Consider the following 20049-nt stretch of genomic DNA (forward strand, 5'->3'; position numbering starts at 1 on the left):
CGCTAATCTCATTTTTACTGGCATAATTCTATTTTTTAATTTTGAAAAATGTGGCGCAAAGATAGTATAAATTTCTGCTCCTAAAACTTTTATGCCATTATTTTTGGTTTTCTGTACTTTCTTAACTTTTCAAAAAAAAGAAAGGATACGTCGCTGTATCCTTTTCTCATTTTATCTCTATTGCTACAGATATTATCTTTTCACATACTGCTCTTCATAATATTTCTGGTAATCGCCCGAAGTTACATTTTCCAACCATTCGGTATTTGCCAGGTACCAGTCGATGGTCTTTTCAATGCCTTCTTCAAACTGTAATGATGGTTCCCAGCCCAGTTCATTTTTAATTTTTGTGGCATCAATAGCATAACGCAAATCGTGCCCGGCACGGTCTTTTACATAGGTAATCAGTTTTTCTGAGGTTCCAATTTCACGGCCCAGTTTTTCGTCCATTTTGCGGCACATCACCCGAATCAGGTCGATGTTGGTCCATTCGTTAAAACCACCAATGTTATAGGTTTCGCCAATTTTCCCTTGGTGGAAAATTACATCAATGGCCCGGGCATGGTCAACTACCCAAAGCCAGTCGCGAACGTTTTCGCCTTTACCGTAAACCGGCAAAGGCTTGTTGTTTTTAATGTTATGAATAAACAATGGAATCAGCTTCTCGGGGAATTGAAACGAACCATAATTGTTAGAGCAATTTGAAATTACAGCGGGTACACCAAAAGTGTCGTTATAGGCCCGCACAAAATGATCGGAACTGGCTTTTGATGCCGAATACGGACTGTGAGGATCATAAGCGGTTTCTTCGGTAAACATTCCTTCGTCGCCTAATGAGCCATAAACCTCATCGGTTGAAATATGATAGAAGCGTTTGCCTTCAAAATTGTCTTTCCAGATATGCTTAGCGGCGTTTAGCAAATTAACAGTGCCAATAACATTGGTAAATACAAACTCCGTTGGATTTGATATGGAACGGTCCACATGCGACTCGGCAGCCAGGTGAATAACACCATCAAACTGCTTCTCAATAAATAACTTTTGAATAAAATCGCTATCCACAATATCGCCTTTCACAAACTCGTAATTGGGTTTATTTTCGATATCCTTCAAATTGTTCAGGTTTCCGGCATAGGTAAGCTTATCCAGATTTACAATTTTGTAATCGGGATAATTATTTACAAATAAACGAACTACATGCGAACCGATAAATCCGGCGCCCCCTGTTATTAATATTGTTTTTTTCATGTTCAAGTTATTTATGTTCAAATGTAGCTTTTTCGTCAGAGAATTAGAAATTGCAGGAAAGTAAAATATGTTCAATTTTTCTGAAATACAATCAGAAAAAAGGCAGTGCCTTTAAGCACTGCCTATTTAATCTGTTTTATTTCACCTGATACGTTTATTCTATTCCCCGCACCTTTTTCTCCCAGTTCCATGCCGACAAGAGTGTTTCGTCCAGGCCTTTCTCTGCTTTCCAGCCCAATTCTTCATTGGCATAAGTAGTGTCTGCCCAAATCTGTTCCACATCTCCTGCCCTGCGGTCAACAATTTTGTAGTTTAGCTTAAGGCCGGTAGCACGTTCAAAACCGGTAACCACTTCAAGCACCGACAAACCATCTCCTGTTCCAAGGTTGAAGATTTCGTAATTTGTTTTGTTTTTACCTTGCAGTAAACGCTCAATAGCAATTACATGCGCTTTTGCCAAATCTACCACATTTATATAATCGCGAATGGCTGAGCCATCAGGCGTATTATAATCATCTCCAAAAACTTTTAATTCATCGCGCAAACCGGCCGCTGTTTGGGTAATAAACGGCACCAGGTTTTGTGGTACTCCTAAAGGCAGCTCTCCAATAAGAGCTGTTGGATGTGCCCCAATGGGATTAAAATAACGAAGCGCTATTCCTTTAATTCCGGGATAAGCAGCTACGCTCTCTTTTAAAATATCTTCACTTACCCGTTTGGTGTTTCCGTAAGGCGATTCGGCATCTTTTCGTGGTGTAGCCTCGGTTACCGGCAACTTTTCGGGCTGGCCATAAACGGTGCACGACGATGAAAAAACAATGTTTTCAACATTAAACTCTCGTTGACAATCTAATAGGTTCATTAACGAAACCAGGTTATTTCGGTAATACTCCAAGGGAATACCCACTGATTCACCAACCGCTTTAAATGCGGCAAAATGAATAATGGCTTCAATGCCTTCATTTCGTTTAAAGAAATCTACTGTTTTCTCTTTATCAGCTAAATTAAATTGCTCAAAAGTTGGTTTCTTACCTGTAATTTTCTCGATGTTATCTAAAACATCAAGACTTGAATTGGAAAGGTCGTCAATTACTACAACCTCGTAGCCCGACTCTTGTAATTCAACAACTGTATGGGAACCAATATAGCCGGTTCCTCCTGTTACTAAGATTTTTTTTGCCATGTTTTTTTGGTTTGAGCTGTAAAAATAAGAAAATAAGAACATATTTTTCTTTCGTTACCAAAACAAGTTTACCTTTTCAGAAAACTTAATTTTTAGGGAATTGCAGATTACTTTATGTTTTGTAATTTTACCATCTAAAATTAAACAAGTGAGTTTCGGTAAAGAAATATATACCCTTCTGCTACAAAACGATATTGTAACAATTCCCGGGTTTGGTGCTTTTGTTTCAGAGTATCGCCCGGCGGAAATCAACGATAACAGCGATGAAATAAAACCCCCGTCGAAAGCCATAACTTTTAACGATCATCTGAAAAACAATGATGGGCTACTGATTGGGCATATTGCTGAAAAACTACACATTTCGCATTTTGATGCCTTACTAAAAGTTGAAAAAGAACGCGATGAAATTCTTTTTCAGCTCGACAAAGGCGACGAAGTATTCATTGAAGGTGTTGGAACACTGAGTTATAACGAACAGGGCAAAATTTCCTTCAGCGCTGCTGAAGACGAAAATATGCTACTTGACTCGTTTGGACTGGAAGCCTTAAGCGTTGATGAACCGGAACCTCAGGAGACAATAGAGTTAGAGCAAGAACCTGAGCCGGAAGCGAAAGACATTCTAATTGAAAAATCGGATGAAGAACCCTCTACCGAAATACAAAGTGCTGCAGCAAAACCTGTAGAAATTGAAGCTGAGCAAACAAACAGCGAAGCAGGGTGGGATAAAACAGCGAAAGAGAAATCTCCACAACAAATTACAGAAACGGAACCTGTTGAGCAAGAAGAAAAAAAGAAGAAAAAAGCCTGGTTGTTTTTATTAATTCTTGTTCCGTTAATTGCAGTTGCCGGTTTTATTTGGTGGAAAGGACAAAATCCTGCCCCTACCGAACTAAACCATACAAACAATACCCTATTAATTGAAGAAACGAAACCGACAGCTGAGGTAAATATTGACACGCTTGCAACTGACACTGTTACTGTATTCGTTCAGGATTCGCTTGCAGCAAGTGACACCAGTGTTTCAAGCATAGAGGAAGAAGTAATTCCTGCAGAAATTCAAAGTGCTGATTCTATTCGGTACTACCTGGTAGGTGGTAGTTTTTCGGTAAAAGAAAATGCCGATAATTACCTGCTCGAACTTCAACAAAAAGGACACGAGGCTTTTCATGTTGGGAAAAAAGGTCGTTTTTTTATTATTGGTATTGGCAGTTATAAAACCTTTGATGCAGCAGAAAGGGCGAAAAATGAATATATGAATAACAATCCCGGGGCAGAACTTTGGGTTTACAAAAAATAAAATTTTAAAACTTATTGATTTGAACAAACCTGTGTGCTGTAAAGCCTCAGTTCAGAAATAGAACCCCGTATAATTGGAAGCAAAACAACTGAATTTTAATTCAACAAATAACAAATAACGCTTGCAAGCGTTATGTAAAAAACTGCTTTATGAACATAGCACTCTGGATTATACAAATTATTTTAGCTGCACTTTTTTTAACCTCCGGTTCAATTAAGCTTGTTTTACACAAAGAAAAACTTGAAAAAGTTTTTGAATGGATAGACGACTTCTCGCAACCACAGCTAAAAATTATCGGAAGCTTTGAGGTGCTTGGCGGATTGGGGCTTTTTTTACCCGGTGTATATGCTACATTAATGATTTTGATACCGTTGGCTGCAATTGGGCTTGCTGTTATTATGATTTTGGCCATTATAGTTCATTACCGCAGGGATGAAAAAGGTGAATTAATAATTAATATCATCGTTTTACTCTTTCTCTTACTGGTTATTGTCGGCCGTTTTCTTTTGGGATAGCTGTATTGGCATCAAAAACAACCGGAACATTACCCCCCTGTTTCCCGAAAAAATAACTTCCTGCCACCAAACTATTTGCGTTTACGTTTCGTAAAATGAAACGAGCATGTAAAACATTACACCCGAGAGGATTATAAAAATACGTGCGAGTTCCATACTATACCGCTAAGAACAAATAATTTTAATAGTATGAAAACCTTTACAGTTTATTAGTAACCAAAATTGAAACGTTATGCCTAACAGTGTTTACAAAATCGTGGAGTTGGTAGGAAGTAGCCCCGTATCGTGGGAAAAAGCCGCTCAGAATGCCATAACTATGGCCTCAAAATCGTTGCGTGATTTACGAATTGCAGAAGTTTGCCAGATGGATATGCACATCAACGCAGGCGAAATTGAATCGTATCGTGTTAAACTGAAAGTATCGTTTAAATACGAAGATTAGCTGCTGTTTGTGGTTTAATTTAAGCCCCCAAATTATGCCGGTATTAAGCTGGCATCAGTAACTATGTGCTTCGTTTCCTACCCTCCAAAACAAGCCCGGCCGAACTGAAATGTAATCGTTGGTGTTTTTTTAAAAGCAAAGAGTCAAGCTGCCGGGCAAGGTCGTATTGTATAAAAATATATTCATCAAAACCCACAAGATTTACTGGTTCGGCAGCGTAAATATGATTATCATTCAAAATCCAGGGCCCGGTTTCGTTTTCAAGATAAAAGAATCGCTCGGTTCTTATTCCAAAATAATACAACTGTAAACCCGGTTTTTGCAGATAGAAGGGAGCAGAATATTTTACTAATTCTTCTGTTACTATTGGTGAAGAATTACGGCAACCAATAAGCAAAAAAAGACAACAATACATCAAACGAAAGAAATACATTATTTTCATGCCTCAATATAGAAAACACATAAAAAAAAGCGGCCCTCGATATAGAGACGCCGCCGGAAACTGAATAGCCAAACAAAGCAGGTTGGCTGAATTATTTAGTACTAACTGAACGGTAATAAAAACTGCGTTTCATGGCTTTGATGCAGTTGTTAAACAACTTACAAATGTTATGCCAAAATCGTATTTTCACTCGTTTGTTGCACCTATTTTTTAAATGACGTTATGGTTTCAGAAAGAAGTTTAATTACATTCCCAACATTTTCGTTAAAAACACTCAACACTTCTTCCCAGGTAACCGGGGCTTCATCTACGTTCCAACAATCATAATCGGTACTTAATGCCACTGCGGCATAAGGTATTTCCAGCTCGTTAGCCAAAATACACTCGGGTGCGGTCGACATATTTATAACATCGGCACCCCAGGTCCGAAACATATTTGATTCGGCTCGTGTAGAAAATCGTGGCCCTTCAATGGTAATTACCGTTCCGGTTTTATGAAAGCGGAGATTAAGTTTACGGGCATTGTCAATCAAATTCTCGCGTATATTCCAACAAAACGGGTCGGACATTGGCGTGTGATGCAACTGACCGTTTTCAAAATTCTCGATAAAAGTATTTTTCCTAAACCGCGTAAAATCAATAAACTGGTCAAGCACAACAAGTTCTCCTCTGCCAATTTCTAACCTAAGACTTCCGCAAGCTGTTGTAGCCAGTATGTGCGTGCATCCGAGCTCCTTTATTGCCCAAAGGTTAGCGCGGTTATTTACCTGTGTAGGCGGAATAGAATGATCGCGGCCATGCCGGGATAAAATACAAACATCAACTCCTCCGATTTTCCCGTACTTAAAGGTCGACGATGGCATTCCGTATGGTGTTTTATGCTCCACTTCACTGGGTTCATGCAGGATATTCGGATCCTCCAGTCCTGAGCCTCCAATTATTGCAATTTTTGTCATAACTTATTTTTTATTTTGTCAGGATACATCTCTGAAATACTTTTTTTATTGGCCTTGCAAATGCCACGTTCGCTTATTAAAGCCGTAACCAATCGTGCCGGGGTTACATCAAATCCATAATTGGCAACTTTGCTATTTTCAGGAATTAAATTCACTGATTTTAATTCATTTTCATGCCACCCTTCAATTTCGGCAACTTCTGTTCCATCGCGCTCTTCAATTGGAATTTCTTTCAAACCATCTGTCATTTCCCAATCAAAAGTACTTGAGGGCAGTGCCACATAAAAGGGTATTTTATTATCAAAAGCTGCTAATGCTTTTAAATAGGTTCCAATTTTATTGGCCACATCACCGGTACTTGTAGTTCTGTCGCTGCCAACAATTACCAGGTCAACCTTTCCGTGCTGCATTAAATGGCCACCGGTATTGTCTGGTATAACTGTGTGCGGCACGCCCTGTTCGCCAAGCTCGTAGGCTGTTAAGCGAGCTCCCTGGTTACGCGGACGTGTTTCATCTACCCAAACATGCACGGGAATTCCTTTTAAAAATGCTTTGTAGATGGGAGCAGTAGCTGTTCCCCAGTCGATACAAGCCAACCATCCGGCATTACAGTGAGTAAGAATATTTACTACTGCGCCTTTCTTCTTATAAATGGCTTCAATAAGCTTGAGGCCGTGCTCGCCAATGGCTGCTCCAAAGTTTATTTCTTCTTGCTTTAAAGCTTCCACTTTTGCCAGCACCAGCTCTGTAAGGGCTTTCTTATTTTTGTTTTCGAGTATAAAATTTAGGAGTTCGTCAACTGCAAAAGCCAAATTAACAGCTGTTGGCCTTGCTGTTTTTAAATGGTTGCCAACTGCGCGAATTTCCTGTTCAAAATTTGTTGTCTTTAAATTAAAAAGAGCCAGGTACATACCGTAGGCTGCTGTAATACCAATCAAAGGGGCGCCTCTTACCACCATTTCTTTGATGGCGAAATAAGCATCACCGGGAGTGAGCAATTGAAAAACTTCGAAACAAAACGGCAGTTTTCGCTGGTCGATAACCTCAACTATTGCCGGGTTTGTTTTGTTTATCCAAATGGTATGATGATGTGTTCCCTTAATTTTCATGCCTAAAATTTTTAGTTTTCAGGTGGTTCTAAATGAAGCTCGCCTGTTTTTAATCTTTCACTTAGGTGTGAGTAACTTTTATCATGCTCGTTTCATTACCTGAATTTTGGCTTTATGGGTTTGAATTATTTCAATCCGGAAAGCCTGCTATTTTTGTTAGCAACAAGTTTAACATGAAATTAAAAAAGATTTTACCTAAATGTTTAATTTCGCAGAATAAATTTTAAGAAATGAAAGCAGACCTTTCGAACATTAAAAATATCATTTTCGATTTAGGCCGGGTTTTATTAAACCTCGATTTTGATGCATCAATACAAGCGTTTCAGCAACTGGGCAGCAACGGCGAACTGTTAGACCATAAAAATGCCTATGCCGATCCGGCATTTTACCAGCTGGAAATTGGCAAAATAAGTCCGGATGAATTCAGAACTACAGTAAGGAAACTACTTAATAACTCCAATGCCAGCGACACTGAAATTGATGATGCCTGGTATGCTATGATTCTGGATATTCCTGAAAACCGGGTAAAAAAGCTGTTGGAACTCGGTAAAAATTATAAGGTTTTTCTTTTTAGCAACACCAACCAAATTCATATCGACAAATTGCTCCCCGAGTTTAAAGCGCAACATGGTATCGACTTTCCATCGTTATTTGATGCGGTTTATTACTCGCACGAACTTAACGACCGAAAACCAGAGGTAAGTTCGTTTGACAAAGTAATCTCGCTGGCCAATGTTGTTCCGGCAGAAACCTTGTTTGTTGACGATTTGGAAAAGAATATAATTGGCGCCCAACAGGCCGGATTACAAACCTTTTGGTTGCAAGAAGGCATGGAAATGGCTGAATTATTTTAAAATCCGGACACGCCTGATTCGAATGTCTTTAACGGGACGCCATCTACGATCGGTTTCTACCTGAACGATTTGGTCTACCACATACATTCCTGAAGTTACCTGCCCAAAAACGGTATAACTCCCATCGAGGTGAGGTGCTCCGCCCACTGTTCTATAGGCGTTACGTTGCGCTGCCGAAAATTTATAGTTGTTGGTTTCTTCCAGGTCGTCCAGCTCATTATCGAAATATTTTCGGCCGCTAACAATATAAAACTGCGATCCGTCCGATCGTCGTCGCTGGTTTTTTGTATCTGGCTTACGGGGCGATCCAATCATTCCGCGTTTATGGTACAAGCCGGACACCAGGTGAGCCGGAATGGTGTAACCCGGCCCCCGAAACCCAACATTAGCGCCAGGTTTGGCATAACGGGTATCGGCTGCACCACTCTGTATACCAAAGTCTTTAATCACACGGTGTATCAGTAAACTATCAAAATAACCTTCTTTGGCCAAACGAATAAAATTATCGCGATACTCGGGTGTTTCATTAAACAACTTTATGCTTATATCTCCGGCATCGGTTTCCAAAACAAGTCCTTTTATTTTTCTGTTCTCTGCAGCAATTTTTTCATTCGCGGTATTTTTGAGAATTTCCAAAGGTTCCGCTTCATTTTTTTTCTTTCGAAGCATTGCCAGGATAAATTCAGCCGGTATCGCAAAACTTTGCATTTCGTAATTTACTGTTCCTGAATAGGCTACCCCAATCGCTTTTCCTCCATCAACAAAAATTGGTGCGCCAAACTGCGATTTTCTTATTCGGTTTGTAATCCGATAAAGTTTAGTCCCCCTAACCGTTGCAAGATTGAGTACTTTCCCGGTAAAAAGCTGCAACGTTTTTCCGGTTTTTGGAGCCACATATAGTGATTTTGTAAAATTGGGAATCGTATCCGCTGAAAGTGTAATTGGTTCTCGTTTTATGCTATCTACCTGCAAAATAATCAGATCGTTAATACGGTCGAAAGCCACAAAACCATGTGCGGTGTACTTTCTGTTTTCGTTAAAAGGTGTTACCGAAACATTTGTAGCCTGATTGACCAATGAATACTTGGTTACCAGCAGGTTTTCACCCACAAAAAAGCCCTGCCCCGATTCCAGAATTCGCGTGCCGTCATACGAATCAATTTTAGCAATTGATGGCAGCAAACGATTCCATTCATCCTGTTGGCGTGAGTTGGTGTTCTCCGGTTCGCTTATCGCATCAGCTTTATGCTGCGTTTGCTTCTCTGTTTTGTTTCCACATGCGCCTACAACTATTGCAATAGCCACCAATATTATGAGCTGTTTTATCTTCATCGTCCTATTGAATCACCCGCACCTTTATTTTAACATCGTTGTACGGCCGGTTGTTGCTGTCGGTTTTTAATGCCGCGATTTTATCAATTACATCAAAACCGGCAATACACTCGCCAAAAATGGTGTAACTACCATCCAGTTCGGGGTAGCCTCCCACGTTTGTATAGGCCTGGCGCTGTGCTTCAGAAAACTCAAGCACCCCCGGAGTAAGGTTGTATTCGGCCTCTATTTTTGCTTTTATATCATTTGCTATGGCTCTGAATTCTGTTACTTTTTTCTCTTGCTTTAATTGCTTTAGTTGCCCGCGAATTTCCGGAGTCATATACTTCGCAATGATTTTTTTACGTATTGGACGATTTACCGCCAACTCCATTGTATCAAGAGCGCCGGGAGTAAACACACTGCCTTTAACGATAAAAAACTGAGAAATATCTGACTGCTTAAAGGGATTAATCTCATCGGGTTGGCGCGGAGCACACAACGATCCCTTTTTATGAAAATAGTGTTTAAGAATTTCATCGTCAACCGTTTTATCCGGGTCGCCATACCCGATACGTTTCCCGGGAGGGGCATTTCGCGAGCTTTTAGAACCACCCTGAATCAGAAAATCTTCAATAACCCGATAAAACAGGGTACCATCGTAATACCCGTCTTCAGCAAGCTCAATAAACGCATTGCGATGTTTGGGCGTATCGTCGTGCAAGCTAAAACGCATATTGCCATAATTTGTGGCTATTTCAACAATTCGCGACTGCGCATCAGACTGAAACCCCAAAACACAAATACAACATATAATTAAGAACGTTTTCACCATAAGCTACTTCGTAAATTCAATCTCCATTTTAATATCTTCAACTGGCCGGTTGTTTTTATCGGTTTCAACCGCTGCAATTTTATCCAACACATCAAGTCCTTCAACAACCTCGCCAAAAACAGTGTAATCGCCATCTAACGATGGATAACCGCCAATAGTGGTATAGTCTTTTCGCTGCTCTTCGGTAAACATTCGTTTGGGTTGCAGTGCCCATGCACTATCGGCTGCTTCTCTTAACTCTGCAACACAAATATTAAATCCATCGCGGTCGTTATTTTTTCTGTAGCCATCGAGTTCGTCTTTTGCCGCATCAAATTTTTGTTTTACAAAATCGTTTTTGGCCCGGCTGTTCAACATCATTTCCATTGTATCCAGTTTGCCACTGGTAAACACTTCGCCCTGAACAATGTAAAACTGCGAGCCACTCGAGCGTTTCTCCGGATTTGAAGGACCTCCGCGGCGAGCTGCTGCCAATGCACCTTTTTTGTGGTAATACTGTGGTAATATTTCAGCCGGCAAGGTGTAGCCCGGATTACCGCTACCCAAACGCTGCCCGGGTGTTGCATTTTTCGAATCAGGGTCGCCACCTTGTATCATAAAGTTTTTCATTACTCGATGAAAAAGTAAACCCTCGTAATACCCTTCTTCAATTAGTTTTATAAAATTCTTTTTATGCTCGGGTGTTTCATCGTACAGCCTTAATTTAATATCGCCAAAACTGGTTTTAATTAGTACAAGATTATTTTTTTCTTTTTGTGTTGCATTGCTGCACGAAACGCCAAAGCCAACCAAAGCAATTAATATTAATACAATTAATTTCTTCATTCGTATTTAATTTTCTTATTTTGATTTTTATAAAATTCTCGTAAAGATAAAAAGATGACAAACATTCACTCCTGTCTTCTGGCAATGTTCATTCTTTTTTCATGTTCAAATCCTGAGAAAAAGGAAAACAAGGATGCAGTAACGCTGCAGGCAGAAAAATATATTCCTGAGGTTTCGGATAAATTAACAGAACTGTCGGGCTTACTGATTTACGACGATTTGTATTGGGGATTTAACGACAGTGGCGGTAAAAATAAACTTTACGGTTTTGCAGCGTCAGGAAAAATAAAAAAAGAAATTGAATTTGATGCCGCCAAAAACAGGGACTGGGAATCTATTACCCAGGACAACAAAACCATTTATGTAGGTGATTTTGGCAATAACATGGGCAACCGCAATAACCTGCTTATTTATAAAGTAAAAAAGAAGGATATTTCGAAAAAAAAGGAACAAAAGGTAGATGTAAAAGAAATTAAATTCAGTTACACAAACCAAAACCGTTTTCATTATTTCGATAAAAGCACACCGTATGATTGTGAAGCTATGGTGGCTTTTAAAAACCACATTTACCTGTTTAGTAAAAACTGGCGCGACCGAACCACCTGGCGTTATAAAATTCCTACAAAAAAGGGGGAATATAAAATTCAGCCAATCGACACCTTTCAGGTAAATGGGTTGATTACCGGAGCTGATATTAGTCCGGATAAACAAAAGCTGGCCTTAGTTGGCTACGAAAACTACCACTCTTTTATCTGGTTATTTTCCGATTTTAAAGGAGATAGTTTTTTTGAAGGGAAAAGTCAGTTTATTGAGCTAAAAGGCATTAATGGATCGCAAACCGAGGGAATTTGTTTTTTAAACAACCAAACGCTGCTGGTTTCGTGCGAGCGAACCAATTCTTTTATGCAGCAGGTATTTCTATTTGATTTAACAAAAACAGAGCATGGAACACATTAGGGTTGATTCCAAAATAAGGCTCGAACAAGTTAATACCTCAATGGCTCCGGTTATTTACGAGGCCATTGATAAAGACCGCGAATATTTAAGCAAATGGCTTCCCTTTGTTGAATACACCAACCGAGTTGAAGATACCAAAGCATTTATTGCCAGCATAACCCGAAACGACAATAAAAAGGACCTTGTTTACTCCATTTATTACCAGGAAAACTTTGCAGGATTAATTGGCTTTAAAGATACCGACTGGGTGAACCGGAAAACAGAACTGGGCTATTGGCTGGTTAAGAATATGCAAAAAAAAGGCATAATCTCCAGCTGTGTGGCCAAACTAATACGTTTTGCTTTCCGGAAACAAAAGATGAACCGTATACAAATAAAAGTTGCAGCCGGAAACCTGCCGAGTGAAAAAATTCCGGGTAAGCTTGGTTTCACTTTTGAAGGTACTGAACGACAAGGAGAACGCCACAAAAACGGCTATGTGAACCTAAAGGTATATAGCCTACTCAGAGAAGAAATGAAACAGTAAATGCAACTTTTTCCGCTTTTTAGTGTCGATAACAATGAAAAACTGATAGTATAATACAGATTATAAAGCAATAACAAGGCATAACTAACTGAAAATTTATATATTTGACCCGTAAATTCATTTGTTCGAATTTTAAAACAAAATAATGGAAACAGAAACAATTGCAGAAAAGTCGTTACGAAGAAACCTCTACCGGGTTTTGCGAAAAACAGGTGTTACCCGTGATAACATTTGTTTGAGCGCCTCGTTTATTGAGGATCTGAATTTCGACAACATCGATTGGACGATTTTTACTTACTACCTCGAACGCGTTTTTAACATTCGTATAAAAGATGAGGAAATTAGTAATTTCGCCAATGTAAACGACACGCTTATTTACCTAAAAGGCGAGTTGGTGTACTCTAGCAACTAAATTTTAAAAACATTTTATAAAAGGGACTCAAGTTAATTTGAGTCCCTTTTTTTTGAACATTTTTCAAGAATATTTGTATATTACAATAAATTTAAAACAACCAAATATTATGGAAAAAGTAGAAAATCTTTCAGAACAGCTTTACTCTTTAGTAATGTTTTACGGCCCAAAATTAGTGGGAGCCATTATCACACTTCTTATTGGTTTATGGGTTATCTCGATTATAAGGGGAGCTTTACGCCGCCGATTTGAGAAACAAAATGTTGACCCCTCGTTGCGCGGATTTCTGAACAGTATGATTGGCATTTTATTAAAACTGATGCTTTGGATTGCTGTAATCGGGATGATGGGCGTTCAGATGACTTCGTTTATTGCCATTTTAGGTGCTGCCGGTTTGGCGGTAGGTATGGCTTTATCAGGAACATTGCAGAATTTTGCCGGCGGGGTGATGATTCTGATTTTTAAGCCTTTTAAAGCTGGCGATTTTATTAATGCCCAGGGACATTCGGGAATTGTAAACGAAATTCAGATTTTTAATACGATTCTGAAAACACCGGACAACAAAACCATTATTATTCCAAATGGTGGGTTATCAACCGGTTCGTTAACCAATTTTTCGGCTGAACCAAAACGGCGTGTTGACTTTACTTTTGGTATTGGCTATGGCGATGATGTTGACAAAGCCAAAGAGGTATTGATGAAGCTGATAAAAGAAGACGACCGTATTATTAACGATCCTGCAGAACCCTTTATAGCAGTTAGCGAGCTGGCAGATAGTTCGGTTAACTTAGTGGTTCGTGTTTGGGCCGAAGCAGCTAATTATTGGGGAATTTATTTCGATTTAACCGAAAAAGTTTATAAAACCTTTGATAAGGAAGGCCTTAACATTCCTTTCCCGCAAATGGATGTGCATGTTCACAAATAATTAAATAAACAATAGCATAAAAAAGGCTCTCAATTGAGAGCCTTTTTTGTTGTTATTTTGATCACGGTTTTTCCATCCTCTTCTGTTTTTGAAAGCTGTTCAATCTCACTCCTCTTCAAAAGATCTTTAACTTCTTTGCTTTTTACCTGCTTGCCATCTATAAAATAAACGGTATTGGTATCGCCCGGAGTACTCAAAAAAATGGGCTGCCTACCGTATTTCTCCGCCATCTCGCGGTATTTCTCTGCCATCTCGCGTTGCTTCTCAAATTGAATCTGTGCCTGCTTTTCTATTTCAGCAATTTGCTCATCCGAAAGCCTTGCCTTTTCTGCCATTTCCAATGCACGTGCTTCCATCTCTGCTATTTGTTCCTCATCAAAATGATAGGGCTGATATGTACTCCCTCCGGAGAAAAAACCTGAACGCGAGTTATCAATTTTATATAAATTTTCAAGACCACGAAGATTAAGCGCTTTGTTCAAATAAGCAACGTTCGACAAATCAATATTCCCTGACAGCTCGACAAGGTTAGTAGCGGAATTCGATTTAGTTACCAACGCTAAAGCTGTAATTACTTCATCATCACGCTTCAAATAAACTTTTACATCTTCCCCCATTCGCTTTTCGGTTTTCAGCAATGAATAAGCACTTTTCTTATAATGTGCCAGAATTTCCTGGTGCAATTCTGCAGTTCCTGCTGTGGGTTGTTTTGCCGGTTTATTATCGCCTTCAAAAAAACCAGTGCTGTGCAGTCCAAACTTACTTTGCGAAACAACCATAATATTATCGAGATTTTCAAGAGCCTCGGCCAGTTCCGAATCTTCATCAATATTCTTCTTTCGAAGGTAAAGTTCAAACATATCGCTACTTAACAGACTGGCACTAAAACCATCCTGCTCTGCATACTTTTCTGTTAACTGCTCAAAAAAACTCTGAGACTGCTGTGCTAATACCGGCAGTGAAATACCGATTACCAACACCATTAAAACTAATTTTTTCATTTTTATTAGCATTTTTATTGTTTTACTACTATTACACATTAAAGGGCTCACAAAAAAACAACCACTAACCTGCTGATTTTAACCCACTAATTAATTATTATTTCTACATCATCATCAACCCAAAGCACCAACATTTCATCCTGTTCTTGCGTAGGTTGTAAACTTTCTGACACCTGAAATAAAGCTTGTTCCATTACAAAAAACTGATCTTCCAGTTTTGTTTTCTTTTTAGTTTTTACATCAAGAAAGACGGAGAGCACAATAACGACCATAGCCGTCGCAGAAATAATAGAATATAAGCGCCTGCGAGTACCTTTCTTTTTATTGCTTTCTTTTTCAATTGCGGCAAATAAATCCGATTCGAGCCCCTGCGGAACAGCTGCCTCTTCCTGGTAAAATGAAAATATTTTTTGCTCAACTAACTGCTCCGCGTCATTTATAACCGCTGATTTAAGTTCTTTTTCTTCTTCCAACGAAGTTTCTGCCTTATAATATTTCCCTAGCATATTTTCCAGTAGTGTCATAATTGTAAATTTTTTCAACTTCCTGTTTTACCTTCTGCCTTGCCCGCGACAAGATTACCCGCAGGTTTGCAATTTCATATCCGGTCATTTGTTTAATCTCTTCAAAAGAAAATCCATCAATGTCGCGCAGCTGAATTACCGTCCGGTATCTCTCCGGCAAATTGTCAATCACCTTTCGTACCTCGTAAAATTTCTCCTTCACATCCTGACTTGTTTCTTCCGCTTCCTTGTTGAAAAGCCGGTACTCATGAGCATCATCCATTAACTCCGGTTTTTTCTTTTTTAGTAAATCAAAGCTGTAATTCCGCGCCATTGTAATTATATACCCCGACTGGTTGCTACAATTATCCAGTTCCTTCTTACGTTTCCATAGCCTGAGCATTAATTCCTGCAGGGCATCGCGGGTTTCTTCCTCATTTTTAAGAATACGAAACAACATCGGGTACAGCTTTACCGAATACGGAAGAACTTTATTTTTAAACTCATCAGTGGTCATCTGTTATATTGGACGAGTTCGGTTCAGTTTTATAACAACATTTAAGAAAAAATTACAGTGCCCCGCTGAAACGGAGATCCAGAACCAGCGTAAAAACATATTTTATTACTTTTGCCGCACATAATGACGACTGCAAAATTTATAACTTTTTTACTCATTGGTATAGGATTAAGTTTCGACTCCTTTGCTGTTTCCGTTTCGTGCGGATTAATGAAAAGAGAAATCAAATTTAACCAGGCAGCTCTGGTAGCTGCATCACTGGCTTTTTTCCAGGCACTATTCCCCGTACTTGGATGGCTAGTAGGTGAAGCGTTAAAAGACCTGATTGCCTCTGTAGATCATTGGATAGCCTTTGGGTTACTTGCTTTTATTGGCGGGAAGATGATTGTTGACGGAATTAAGGAAGATGGGGCTTTAAAAAGTTTTGATCCCTTTAAATGGAGCGTATTGCTGGGCCTGTCGGTGGCAACCAGTATCGACGCTTTGGTGGTTGGCCTTAGTTTTGGCTTTCTGGATGTTCCAATACTTTACCCGGTGCTGGTAATTGGCCCGGTTACTTTTATAGCATCAATGCTGGGCATGCTGTTTGGGAAAAGCATATCGGCCAAAAGAAGCCATCAATCTCTAATCGTTGGAGGTATAATACTTGTTGCAATTGGCTTAAAAATATTGCTTGAACATCTGTTCCTGCCAACATCTTAGTGTCTTTTCTTGTTTTCATGAATAAAATGCCTGGAGAAAAACGTAATTTCACCACTTTAAAAACAAAATTTAATGGCAAAAATAAGAGTTACCAAAAAGTTTCATTTTGAAATGGCCCATGCACTCTACCAGTACGATGGATTGTGCCGCAATATACACGGGCATACCTACAATATGGAAGTAACCTTGCTGGGCGAAATAAAACACGAGGAAGGCCACCCAAAAGACGGAATGGTACTGGATTTTGGAAAGCTCAAAAAGCTGGTGAAAGACAAAATTGTTTCGGTCTTCGACCATAGTCTTGTGGTAAGCAAAACCTATGCAAATAAACACAAGTCACATCTTTCGGAGATTACAGATCGTGTAATTGTGTTTGATTTTCAACCCACATCAGAAAATATGTGTGTGCATTTTGCTTATATTCTTCAACAAGTATTACCATCAAGTGTTTCATTATACAGCATTCGGCTTTACGAAACAGCAACCTCTTACGCCGAATGGTTTGCCGAAGACAACAAGTAAATTCTAAACCCTTGAAAATTTAAATTATGCCTGAAAATAAACAGCAAAAACTTTTTCTTTTAGATGCATTTGCACTGATTTACCGTAGTTATTTTGCCTTTATCCGCAATCCGCGTTTTAACTCAAAAGGGGTAAACACCTCGGCTATGCTTGGGGTAACCAACACCTTAGTTCAGCTTATTGAAAAAGAAAACCCGGAGTACCTTGCGGTAGTTTTTGATGTTTCGGCCCCAACCTTCAGGCACGAAATGTTTAGCGAATACAAAGCTAACCGCGAAGAAATGCCGGAAGACCTGCGAAAATCAATCCCCTACATTCGTAAAATTATTGAAGCCTTTAATATTCCGATTATTGAAAAAGCCGGATACGAAGCTGATGATGTTATTGGCACACTGGCCAAAAAGGCAGAAAAAGAAGGATTTACTACTTACATGATGACCCCCGATAAAGACTATGCCCAACTGGTTTCGGATAAAGTATTTATGTACAAACCGGGTAAGGGCGGAGGAGATGTTGAAGTGTGGGGCCTGCCCGAAGTTCAGGAAAATTTTGGCATTGAAACCGCCGACCAGGTAATTGATATTCTCGGGCTAATGGGCGATTCGGCTGATAATATTCCCGGATGCCCCGGTGTTGGCCCAAAAACTGCCCAAAAACTGATTGCCCAATACGGAAGCATTGAAGCGCTTTATAAAAACACCAACGACCTGAAAGGCAAACAAAAAGAGCGGCTGGAAGAAAACGAAGAACAGGTTAAACTTTCAAAAGTTTTAGCAACAATTATAACCGATGCTCCGGTTGATTTTGATAAGAAACAACTGATGCGTGATGAGATTAAAAAAGAAGACCTGAAAAAACTTTTTGATGAGCTGGAGTTTAAAACACTTATCTCGAGATTGAAACTTGTTGATGCTCCTGAATTATCAGCAACACAAGGGACTTTATTTGGCAGCTCTGAAGAAGTTGCACCAGAAATACCGGCTACGAAAGAGAATATATCATCGGTTCCACACCAGTATTACCTAATTGAAAACGAATTGCAACGAGCCAGTTTGCGTGCCGAACTTTCCGTTCAGAAAGAATTTTGTTTTGATACCGAAACTACTGGCCTCGACACCCAGTTAGCTGAGATTGTTTGTATGTCGTTTGCTTTTCGTCCGCACGAAGCTTACTGCGTTACTTTGCCCCCAAACCGCGATGAAGCGCAACAAATAATGAATGAATTTAAAGCATTATTTGCCGATACCAACATCACTAAAATTGGTCAAAACATTAAGTTTGACATTCTTATTCTGAACAACTATGGTATTGAAGTAAAAGGAAAACTATACGATACTATGCTGGCCCATTACCTTGTTCAACCCGATATGAAACACAACCTCGATCAATTGTGTTTGCAATACCTGAATTACGAGAAGGTACCTACCGAACAGCTGATTGGGAAAAAGGGGAAAAACCAACTAACAATGCGATCGGTGGCTACCGAAAAACTTCGCGACTATGCGTGCGAAGATGCCGATTTAACGCTTCAGTTAAAAAATGCCCTGGATCCGGAACTGGATAAAACCAATGTTCGCGAACTTTTTGAAACACTGGAAATGCCTTTAATTCCGGTTTTGGTAAAAATGGAAAGTACCGGGGTAACACTTAATTCTGAAGAACTGAATAAATACGCAGTTGTTTTGCGCGAGCAAATAATCGACCTTGAAAAAGCCATTATTGAGCTTGCCGGCGAAACCTTTAATGTCTCGTCGCCCAAACAGCTGGGACCAATACTTTTTGAGAAACTTAAAATTGACACCAACGCCAAAAAAACCAAAACCAAACAATACTCTACTTCTGAAGATGTGCTAATTCGTTTGGTTGACAAGCACCCGATTGTACAAAAAATTCTGGATTTCAGGGGCTTAAAAAAGCTACTTTCAACTTATGTAGAAGCCTTGCCCCAGCTTGTAAATCCAAAAACCGGAAAAATACACACCTCTTATAATCAGGCAATTGCCGCTACCGGACGTTTAAGCTCGGTAAATCCCAACCTGCAAAACATTCCTATTCGCGATGCTGCGGGAAGAGAGATAAGAAAAGCCTTCATTCCTTCCGATGATGAGCATACTTTCTTTTCGGCCGACTACTCGCAAATTGAATTGCGAATTATGGCTGCCCTGAGTGGCGATGAAGAAATGCAACGTGCCTTTAACGAGGGGAAAGATATTCATGCTATAACGGCTTCGAAAATTTACCAGGTGGAAGAAGAAAAGGTAGATGCCGATATGCGCCGAAAAGCTAAAACAGCAAACTTTGGAATAATTTACGGCATTTCAGCCTTCGGCTTATCGCAGCGTTTAAATATTCCACGCACAGAAGCCAAGCAGCTTATTGATGGCTATTTCGAGAATTTTCCGAAAATAAAAGCTTTTATGGATAAGCAAATAAAATTAGCCCGCGAAAACGGTTATGTTGAAACAATTAAAGGCCGGCGCCGCTACCTAAACGACATAAATTCGGCCAATGCTGTGGTTCGCGGAATGGCCGAACGAAATGCAGTAAATGCTCCAATTCAAGGTTCTGCTGCTGATATAATTAAAATTGCCATGATTAATATTCATAAAAACATGGAAGAACAGCAGTTAAAATCGAGAATGATTTTACAGGTACATGACGAACTGAATTTTGATGTGTACAAACCGGAGTTGGATACAATGAAGAAAATGGTAAAAGAAGAAATGGAAAATGCAGTGAACATTGGTGTGCAATTAACCGTTGAAAGTAATGCCGCTGATAATTGGTTGGATGCTCACTAACAAATGAATTACGAAATTGACACAGAAGATGATTACCGCGAGGCCTTAGACAGGTTTTTAGCAATTTGCAGCGCACCACAATCGGAAGGTGAGGTTAAAGAAATGTACCTGCTAATGGCCTTAATGGAAAAATATGAACGCGAGAACTGCTCCTCGAATTAATTCG

23 protein-coding genes are annotated in these 20049 nt (G+C 39.5%); 12 read left to right on the top strand and 11 right to left on the bottom strand.

Features of this window, described 5'->3' with window-relative positions:
- Positions 1-192 precede the first annotated feature (192 nt).
- Entirely contained in the window at positions 193-1248 is a 1056-nt protein-coding gene (gene rfbB, locus QZ574_RS17815; protein ID WP_297092054.1) for a dTDP-glucose 4,6-dehydratase, read from the bottom strand.
- A gap of 154 nt (positions 1249-1402) precedes the next feature.
- The gene (gene galE / locus QZ574_RS17820; RefSeq protein WP_297092056.1) at positions 1403-2431 is read right to left on the bottom strand and encodes a UDP-glucose 4-epimerase GalE; all 1029 of its coding nucleotides are present in this window, start codon (positions 2429-2431) and stop codon (positions 1403-1405) included.
- Positions 2432-2579: 148 nt separating this feature from the next.
- Between galE and QZ574_RS17825 the strand changes: the two genes are divergently transcribed.
- The 3 genes from QZ574_RS17825 (at position 2580) to QZ574_RS17835 (ending at position 4685) form a co-directional block, all read left to right on the top strand.
- Positions 2580-3728, top strand: coding sequence for an SPOR domain-containing protein (locus tag QZ574_RS17825; protein WP_297092059.1), 1149 nt, complete (start codon positions 2580-2582; stop codon positions 3726-3728).
- Positions 3729-3877: 149 nt separating this feature from the next.
- Positions 3878-4243: a DoxX family protein gene (locus QZ574_RS17830; protein ID WP_297092062.1), complete on the top strand. Its 366-nt coding sequence runs from the start codon at positions 3878-3880 to the stop codon at positions 4241-4243.
- 232 nt (positions 4244-4475) lie between these two features.
- Entirely contained in the window at positions 4476-4685 is a 210-nt protein-coding gene (locus QZ574_RS17835; protein ID WP_297092064.1) for a dodecin family protein, read from the top strand.
- Positions 4686-4746: 61 nt separating this feature from the next.
- Here the strand turns inward: QZ574_RS17835 and QZ574_RS17840 are convergent, their stop codons facing one another.
- The 3 genes from QZ574_RS17840 to mtnA all read right to left on the bottom strand — a co-directional run bounded on the left by QZ574_RS17840 (position 4747) and on the right by mtnA (position 7192).
- The gene (locus tag QZ574_RS17840; RefSeq protein ID WP_297092066.1) at positions 4747-4989 is read right to left on the bottom strand and encodes a hypothetical protein; all 243 of its coding nucleotides are present in this window, start codon (positions 4987-4989) and stop codon (positions 4747-4749) included.
- A gap of 341 nt (positions 4990-5330) precedes the next feature.
- Positions 5331-6083 carry an S-methyl-5'-thioadenosine phosphorylase gene (gene mtnP, locus QZ574_RS17845; RefSeq protein WP_297092068.1) on the bottom strand — a complete coding sequence of 251 codons (753 nt, stop codon included), beginning with the start codon at positions 6081-6083 and terminating at the stop codon, positions 5331-5333.
- The gene (mtnA, locus tag QZ574_RS17850; RefSeq protein ID WP_297092071.1) at positions 6080-7192 is read right to left on the bottom strand and encodes an S-methyl-5-thioribose-1-phosphate isomerase; all 1113 of its coding nucleotides are present in this window, start codon (positions 7190-7192) and stop codon (positions 6080-6082) included. Before mtnA ends, mtnP begins: the two co-directional genes overlap by 4 nt.
- Before the next feature lie 230 nt (positions 7193-7422).
- On the opposite strand from mtnA, the gene QZ574_RS17855 reads away from it, so the two are divergent.
- Positions 7423-8046 carry an HAD family phosphatase gene (locus QZ574_RS17855; protein ID WP_297092073.1) on the top strand — a complete coding sequence of 208 codons (624 nt, stop codon included), beginning with the start codon at positions 7423-7425 and terminating at the stop codon, positions 8044-8046.
- On the opposite strand, the gene QZ574_RS17860 is transcribed toward QZ574_RS17855, so the two are convergent.
- The 3 genes from QZ574_RS17860 to QZ574_RS17870 are packed head-to-tail and all read right to left on the bottom strand — an operon-like array spanning position 8038 to position 11017.
- On the bottom strand, positions 8038-9378 hold the full coding sequence (locus QZ574_RS17860; RefSeq protein ID WP_297092075.1) for a peptidylprolyl isomerase: 1341 nt from the start codon (positions 9376-9378) through the stop codon (positions 8038-8040). The two genes, QZ574_RS17855 and QZ574_RS17860, sit on opposite strands and share 9 nt — an antisense overlap.
- Positions 9379-9382: 4 nt before the next feature.
- Positions 9383-10192 (bottom strand): peptidylprolyl isomerase, encoded by an 810-nt coding sequence (locus tag QZ574_RS17865; RefSeq protein WP_297092077.1) that lies wholly within the window; start codon positions 10190-10192, stop codon positions 9383-9385.
- 3 nt (positions 10193-10195) lie between these two features.
- Positions 10196-11017 (bottom strand): peptidylprolyl isomerase, encoded by an 822-nt coding sequence (locus QZ574_RS17870; RefSeq protein ID WP_297092079.1) that lies wholly within the window; start codon positions 11015-11017, stop codon positions 10196-10198.
- Positions 11018-11071: 54 nt separating this feature from the next.
- Here QZ574_RS17870 and QZ574_RS17875 point away from each other — a divergent pair, with 54 nt between their 5' ends.
- The 4 genes from QZ574_RS17875 (at position 11072) to QZ574_RS17890 (ending at position 13837) form a co-directional block, all read left to right on the top strand.
- A complete protein-coding gene (locus tag QZ574_RS17875; protein WP_297092081.1) occupies positions 11072-11974 on the top strand; it encodes a hypothetical protein in 903 nt (300 codons plus the stop codon).
- Positions 11961-12500, top strand: a complete 540-nt coding sequence (locus tag QZ574_RS17880) for a GNAT family protein (protein WP_297092083.1) — start codon at positions 11961-11963, stop codon at positions 12498-12500. The genes QZ574_RS17875 and QZ574_RS17880 overlap by 14 nt, the downstream gene beginning before the upstream one ends.
- A 145-nt stretch (positions 12501-12645) precedes the next feature.
- Complete coding sequence (locus QZ574_RS17885) at positions 12646-12912, top strand: acyl carrier protein (RefSeq protein WP_297092085.1); 267 nt, start codon at positions 12646-12648, stop codon at positions 12910-12912.
- Positions 12913-13021: 109 nt separating this feature from the next.
- Positions 13022-13837 (top strand): mechanosensitive ion channel domain-containing protein, encoded by an 816-nt coding sequence (locus tag QZ574_RS17890; protein WP_297092087.1) that lies wholly within the window; start codon positions 13022-13024, stop codon positions 13835-13837.
- A 29-nt stretch (positions 13838-13866) separates the two neighbouring features.
- Here QZ574_RS17890 and QZ574_RS17895 read toward each other — a convergent pair whose 3' ends face one another.
- The 3 genes from QZ574_RS17895 to QZ574_RS17905 all read right to left on the bottom strand — a co-directional run bounded on the left by QZ574_RS17895 (position 13867) and on the right by QZ574_RS17905 (position 15858).
- Positions 13867-14838, bottom strand: a complete 972-nt coding sequence (locus tag QZ574_RS17895; protein ID WP_297092089.1) for a DUF4252 domain-containing protein — start codon at positions 14836-14838, stop codon at positions 13867-13869.
- Positions 14839-14924: 86 nt separating this feature from the next.
- The gene (locus QZ574_RS17900; RefSeq protein ID WP_297092149.1) at positions 14925-15380 is read right to left on the bottom strand and encodes a hypothetical protein; all 456 of its coding nucleotides are present in this window, start codon (positions 15378-15380) and stop codon (positions 14925-14927) included.
- A complete protein-coding gene (locus QZ574_RS17905) occupies positions 15325-15858 on the bottom strand; it encodes an RNA polymerase sigma factor (protein ID WP_297092091.1) in 534 nt (177 codons plus the stop codon). Before QZ574_RS17905 ends, QZ574_RS17900 begins: the two co-directional genes overlap by 56 nt.
- 123 nt (positions 15859-15981) lie before the next feature.
- Between QZ574_RS17905 and QZ574_RS17910 the strand changes: the two genes are divergently transcribed.
- From QZ574_RS17910 to QZ574_RS17925, 4 genes are all read left to right on the top strand, one after another.
- The gene (locus tag QZ574_RS17910) at positions 15982-16560 is read left to right on the top strand and encodes a manganese efflux pump MntP family protein (RefSeq protein ID WP_297092094.1); all 579 of its coding nucleotides are present in this window, start codon (positions 15982-15984) and stop codon (positions 16558-16560) included.
- A gap of 72 nt (positions 16561-16632) precedes the next feature.
- On the top strand, positions 16633-17082 hold the full coding sequence (locus QZ574_RS17915; RefSeq protein WP_297092096.1) for a 6-carboxytetrahydropterin synthase: 450 nt from the start codon (positions 16633-16635) through the stop codon (positions 17080-17082).
- Between the two features lie 26 nt (positions 17083-17108).
- The gene (gene polA, locus QZ574_RS17920) at positions 17109-19883 is read left to right on the top strand and encodes a DNA polymerase I (RefSeq protein ID WP_297092098.1); all 2775 of its coding nucleotides are present in this window, start codon (positions 17109-17111) and stop codon (positions 19881-19883) included.
- Between the two features lie 3 nt (positions 19884-19886).
- Positions 19887-20045: a hypothetical protein gene (locus tag QZ574_RS17925; RefSeq protein ID WP_297092100.1), complete on the top strand. Its 159-nt coding sequence runs from the start codon at positions 19887-19889 to the stop codon at positions 20043-20045.
- The last annotated feature ends 4 nt before the right edge of the window (positions 20046-20049 follow it).

The organism is uncultured Draconibacterium sp., assembly GCF_913063105.1.
Taxonomy (GTDB): Bacteria; Bacteroidota; Bacteroidia; order Bacteroidales; family Prolixibacteraceae; genus Draconibacterium.

Coding starts and splice junctions, on each gene's coding strand:
- QZ574_RS17905 (WP_297092091.1), bottom strand. CDS start 15,858: ATGACCACTGATGAGTTTAAAAATAAAGTTCTTCCGTATTCGGTAAAG.
- QZ574_RS17895 (WP_297092089.1), bottom strand. CDS start 14,838: ATGAAAAAATTAGTTTTAATGGTGTTGGTAATCGGTATTTCACTGCCG.
- QZ574_RS17830 (WP_297092062.1), top strand. CDS start 3,878: ATGAACATAGCACTCTGGATTATACAAATTATTTTAGCTGCACTTTTT.
- QZ574_RS17835 (WP_297092064.1), top strand. CDS start 4,476: ATGCCTAACAGTGTTTACAAAATCGTGGAGTTGGTAGGAAGTAGCCCC.
- QZ574_RS17860 (WP_297092075.1), bottom strand. CDS start 9,378: ATGAAGATAAAACAGCTCATAATATTGGTGGCTATTGCAATAGTTGTA.
- QZ574_RS17885 (WP_297092085.1), top strand. CDS start 12,646: ATGGAAACAGAAACAATTGCAGAAAAGTCGTTACGAAGAAACCTCTAC.
- galE (WP_297092056.1), bottom strand. CDS start 2,431: ATGGCAAAAAAAATCTTAGTAACAGGAGGAACCGGCTATATTGGTTCC.
- QZ574_RS17890 (WP_297092087.1), top strand. CDS start 13,022: ATGGAAAAAGTAGAAAATCTTTCAGAACAGCTTTACTCTTTAGTAATG.
- QZ574_RS17925 (WP_297092100.1), top strand. CDS start 19,887: ATGAATTACGAAATTGACACAGAAGATGATTACCGCGAGGCCTTAGAC.
- polA (WP_297092098.1), top strand. CDS start 17,109: ATGCCTGAAAATAAACAGCAAAAACTTTTTCTTTTAGATGCATTTGCA.
- QZ574_RS17910 (WP_297092094.1), top strand. CDS start 15,982: ATGACGACTGCAAAATTTATAACTTTTTTACTCATTGGTATAGGATTA.
- rfbB (WP_297092054.1), bottom strand. CDS start 1,248: ATGAAAAAAACAATATTAATAACAGGGGGCGCCGGATTTATCGGTTCG.
- QZ574_RS17870 (WP_297092079.1), bottom strand. CDS start 11,017: ATGAAGAAATTAATTGTATTAATATTAATTGCTTTGGTTGGCTTTGGC.
- mtnP (WP_297092068.1), bottom strand. CDS start 6,083: ATGACAAAAATTGCAATAATTGGAGGCTCAGGACTGGAGGATCCGAAT.
- QZ574_RS17855 (WP_297092073.1), top strand. CDS start 7,423: ATGAAAGCAGACCTTTCGAACATTAAAAATATCATTTTCGATTTAGGC.
- QZ574_RS17880 (WP_297092083.1), top strand. CDS start 11,961: ATGGAACACATTAGGGTTGATTCCAAAATAAGGCTCGAACAAGTTAAT.
- QZ574_RS17865 (WP_297092077.1), bottom strand. CDS start 10,192: ATGGTGAAAACGTTCTTAATTATATGTTGTATTTGTGTTTTGGGGTTT.
- mtnA (WP_297092071.1), bottom strand. CDS start 7,192: ATGAAAATTAAGGGAACACATCATCATACCATTTGGATAAACAAAACA.
- QZ574_RS17875 (WP_297092081.1), top strand. CDS start 11,072: ATGACAAACATTCACTCCTGTCTTCTGGCAATGTTCATTCTTTTTTCA.
- QZ574_RS17915 (WP_297092096.1), top strand. CDS start 16,633: ATGGCAAAAATAAGAGTTACCAAAAAGTTTCATTTTGAAATGGCCCAT.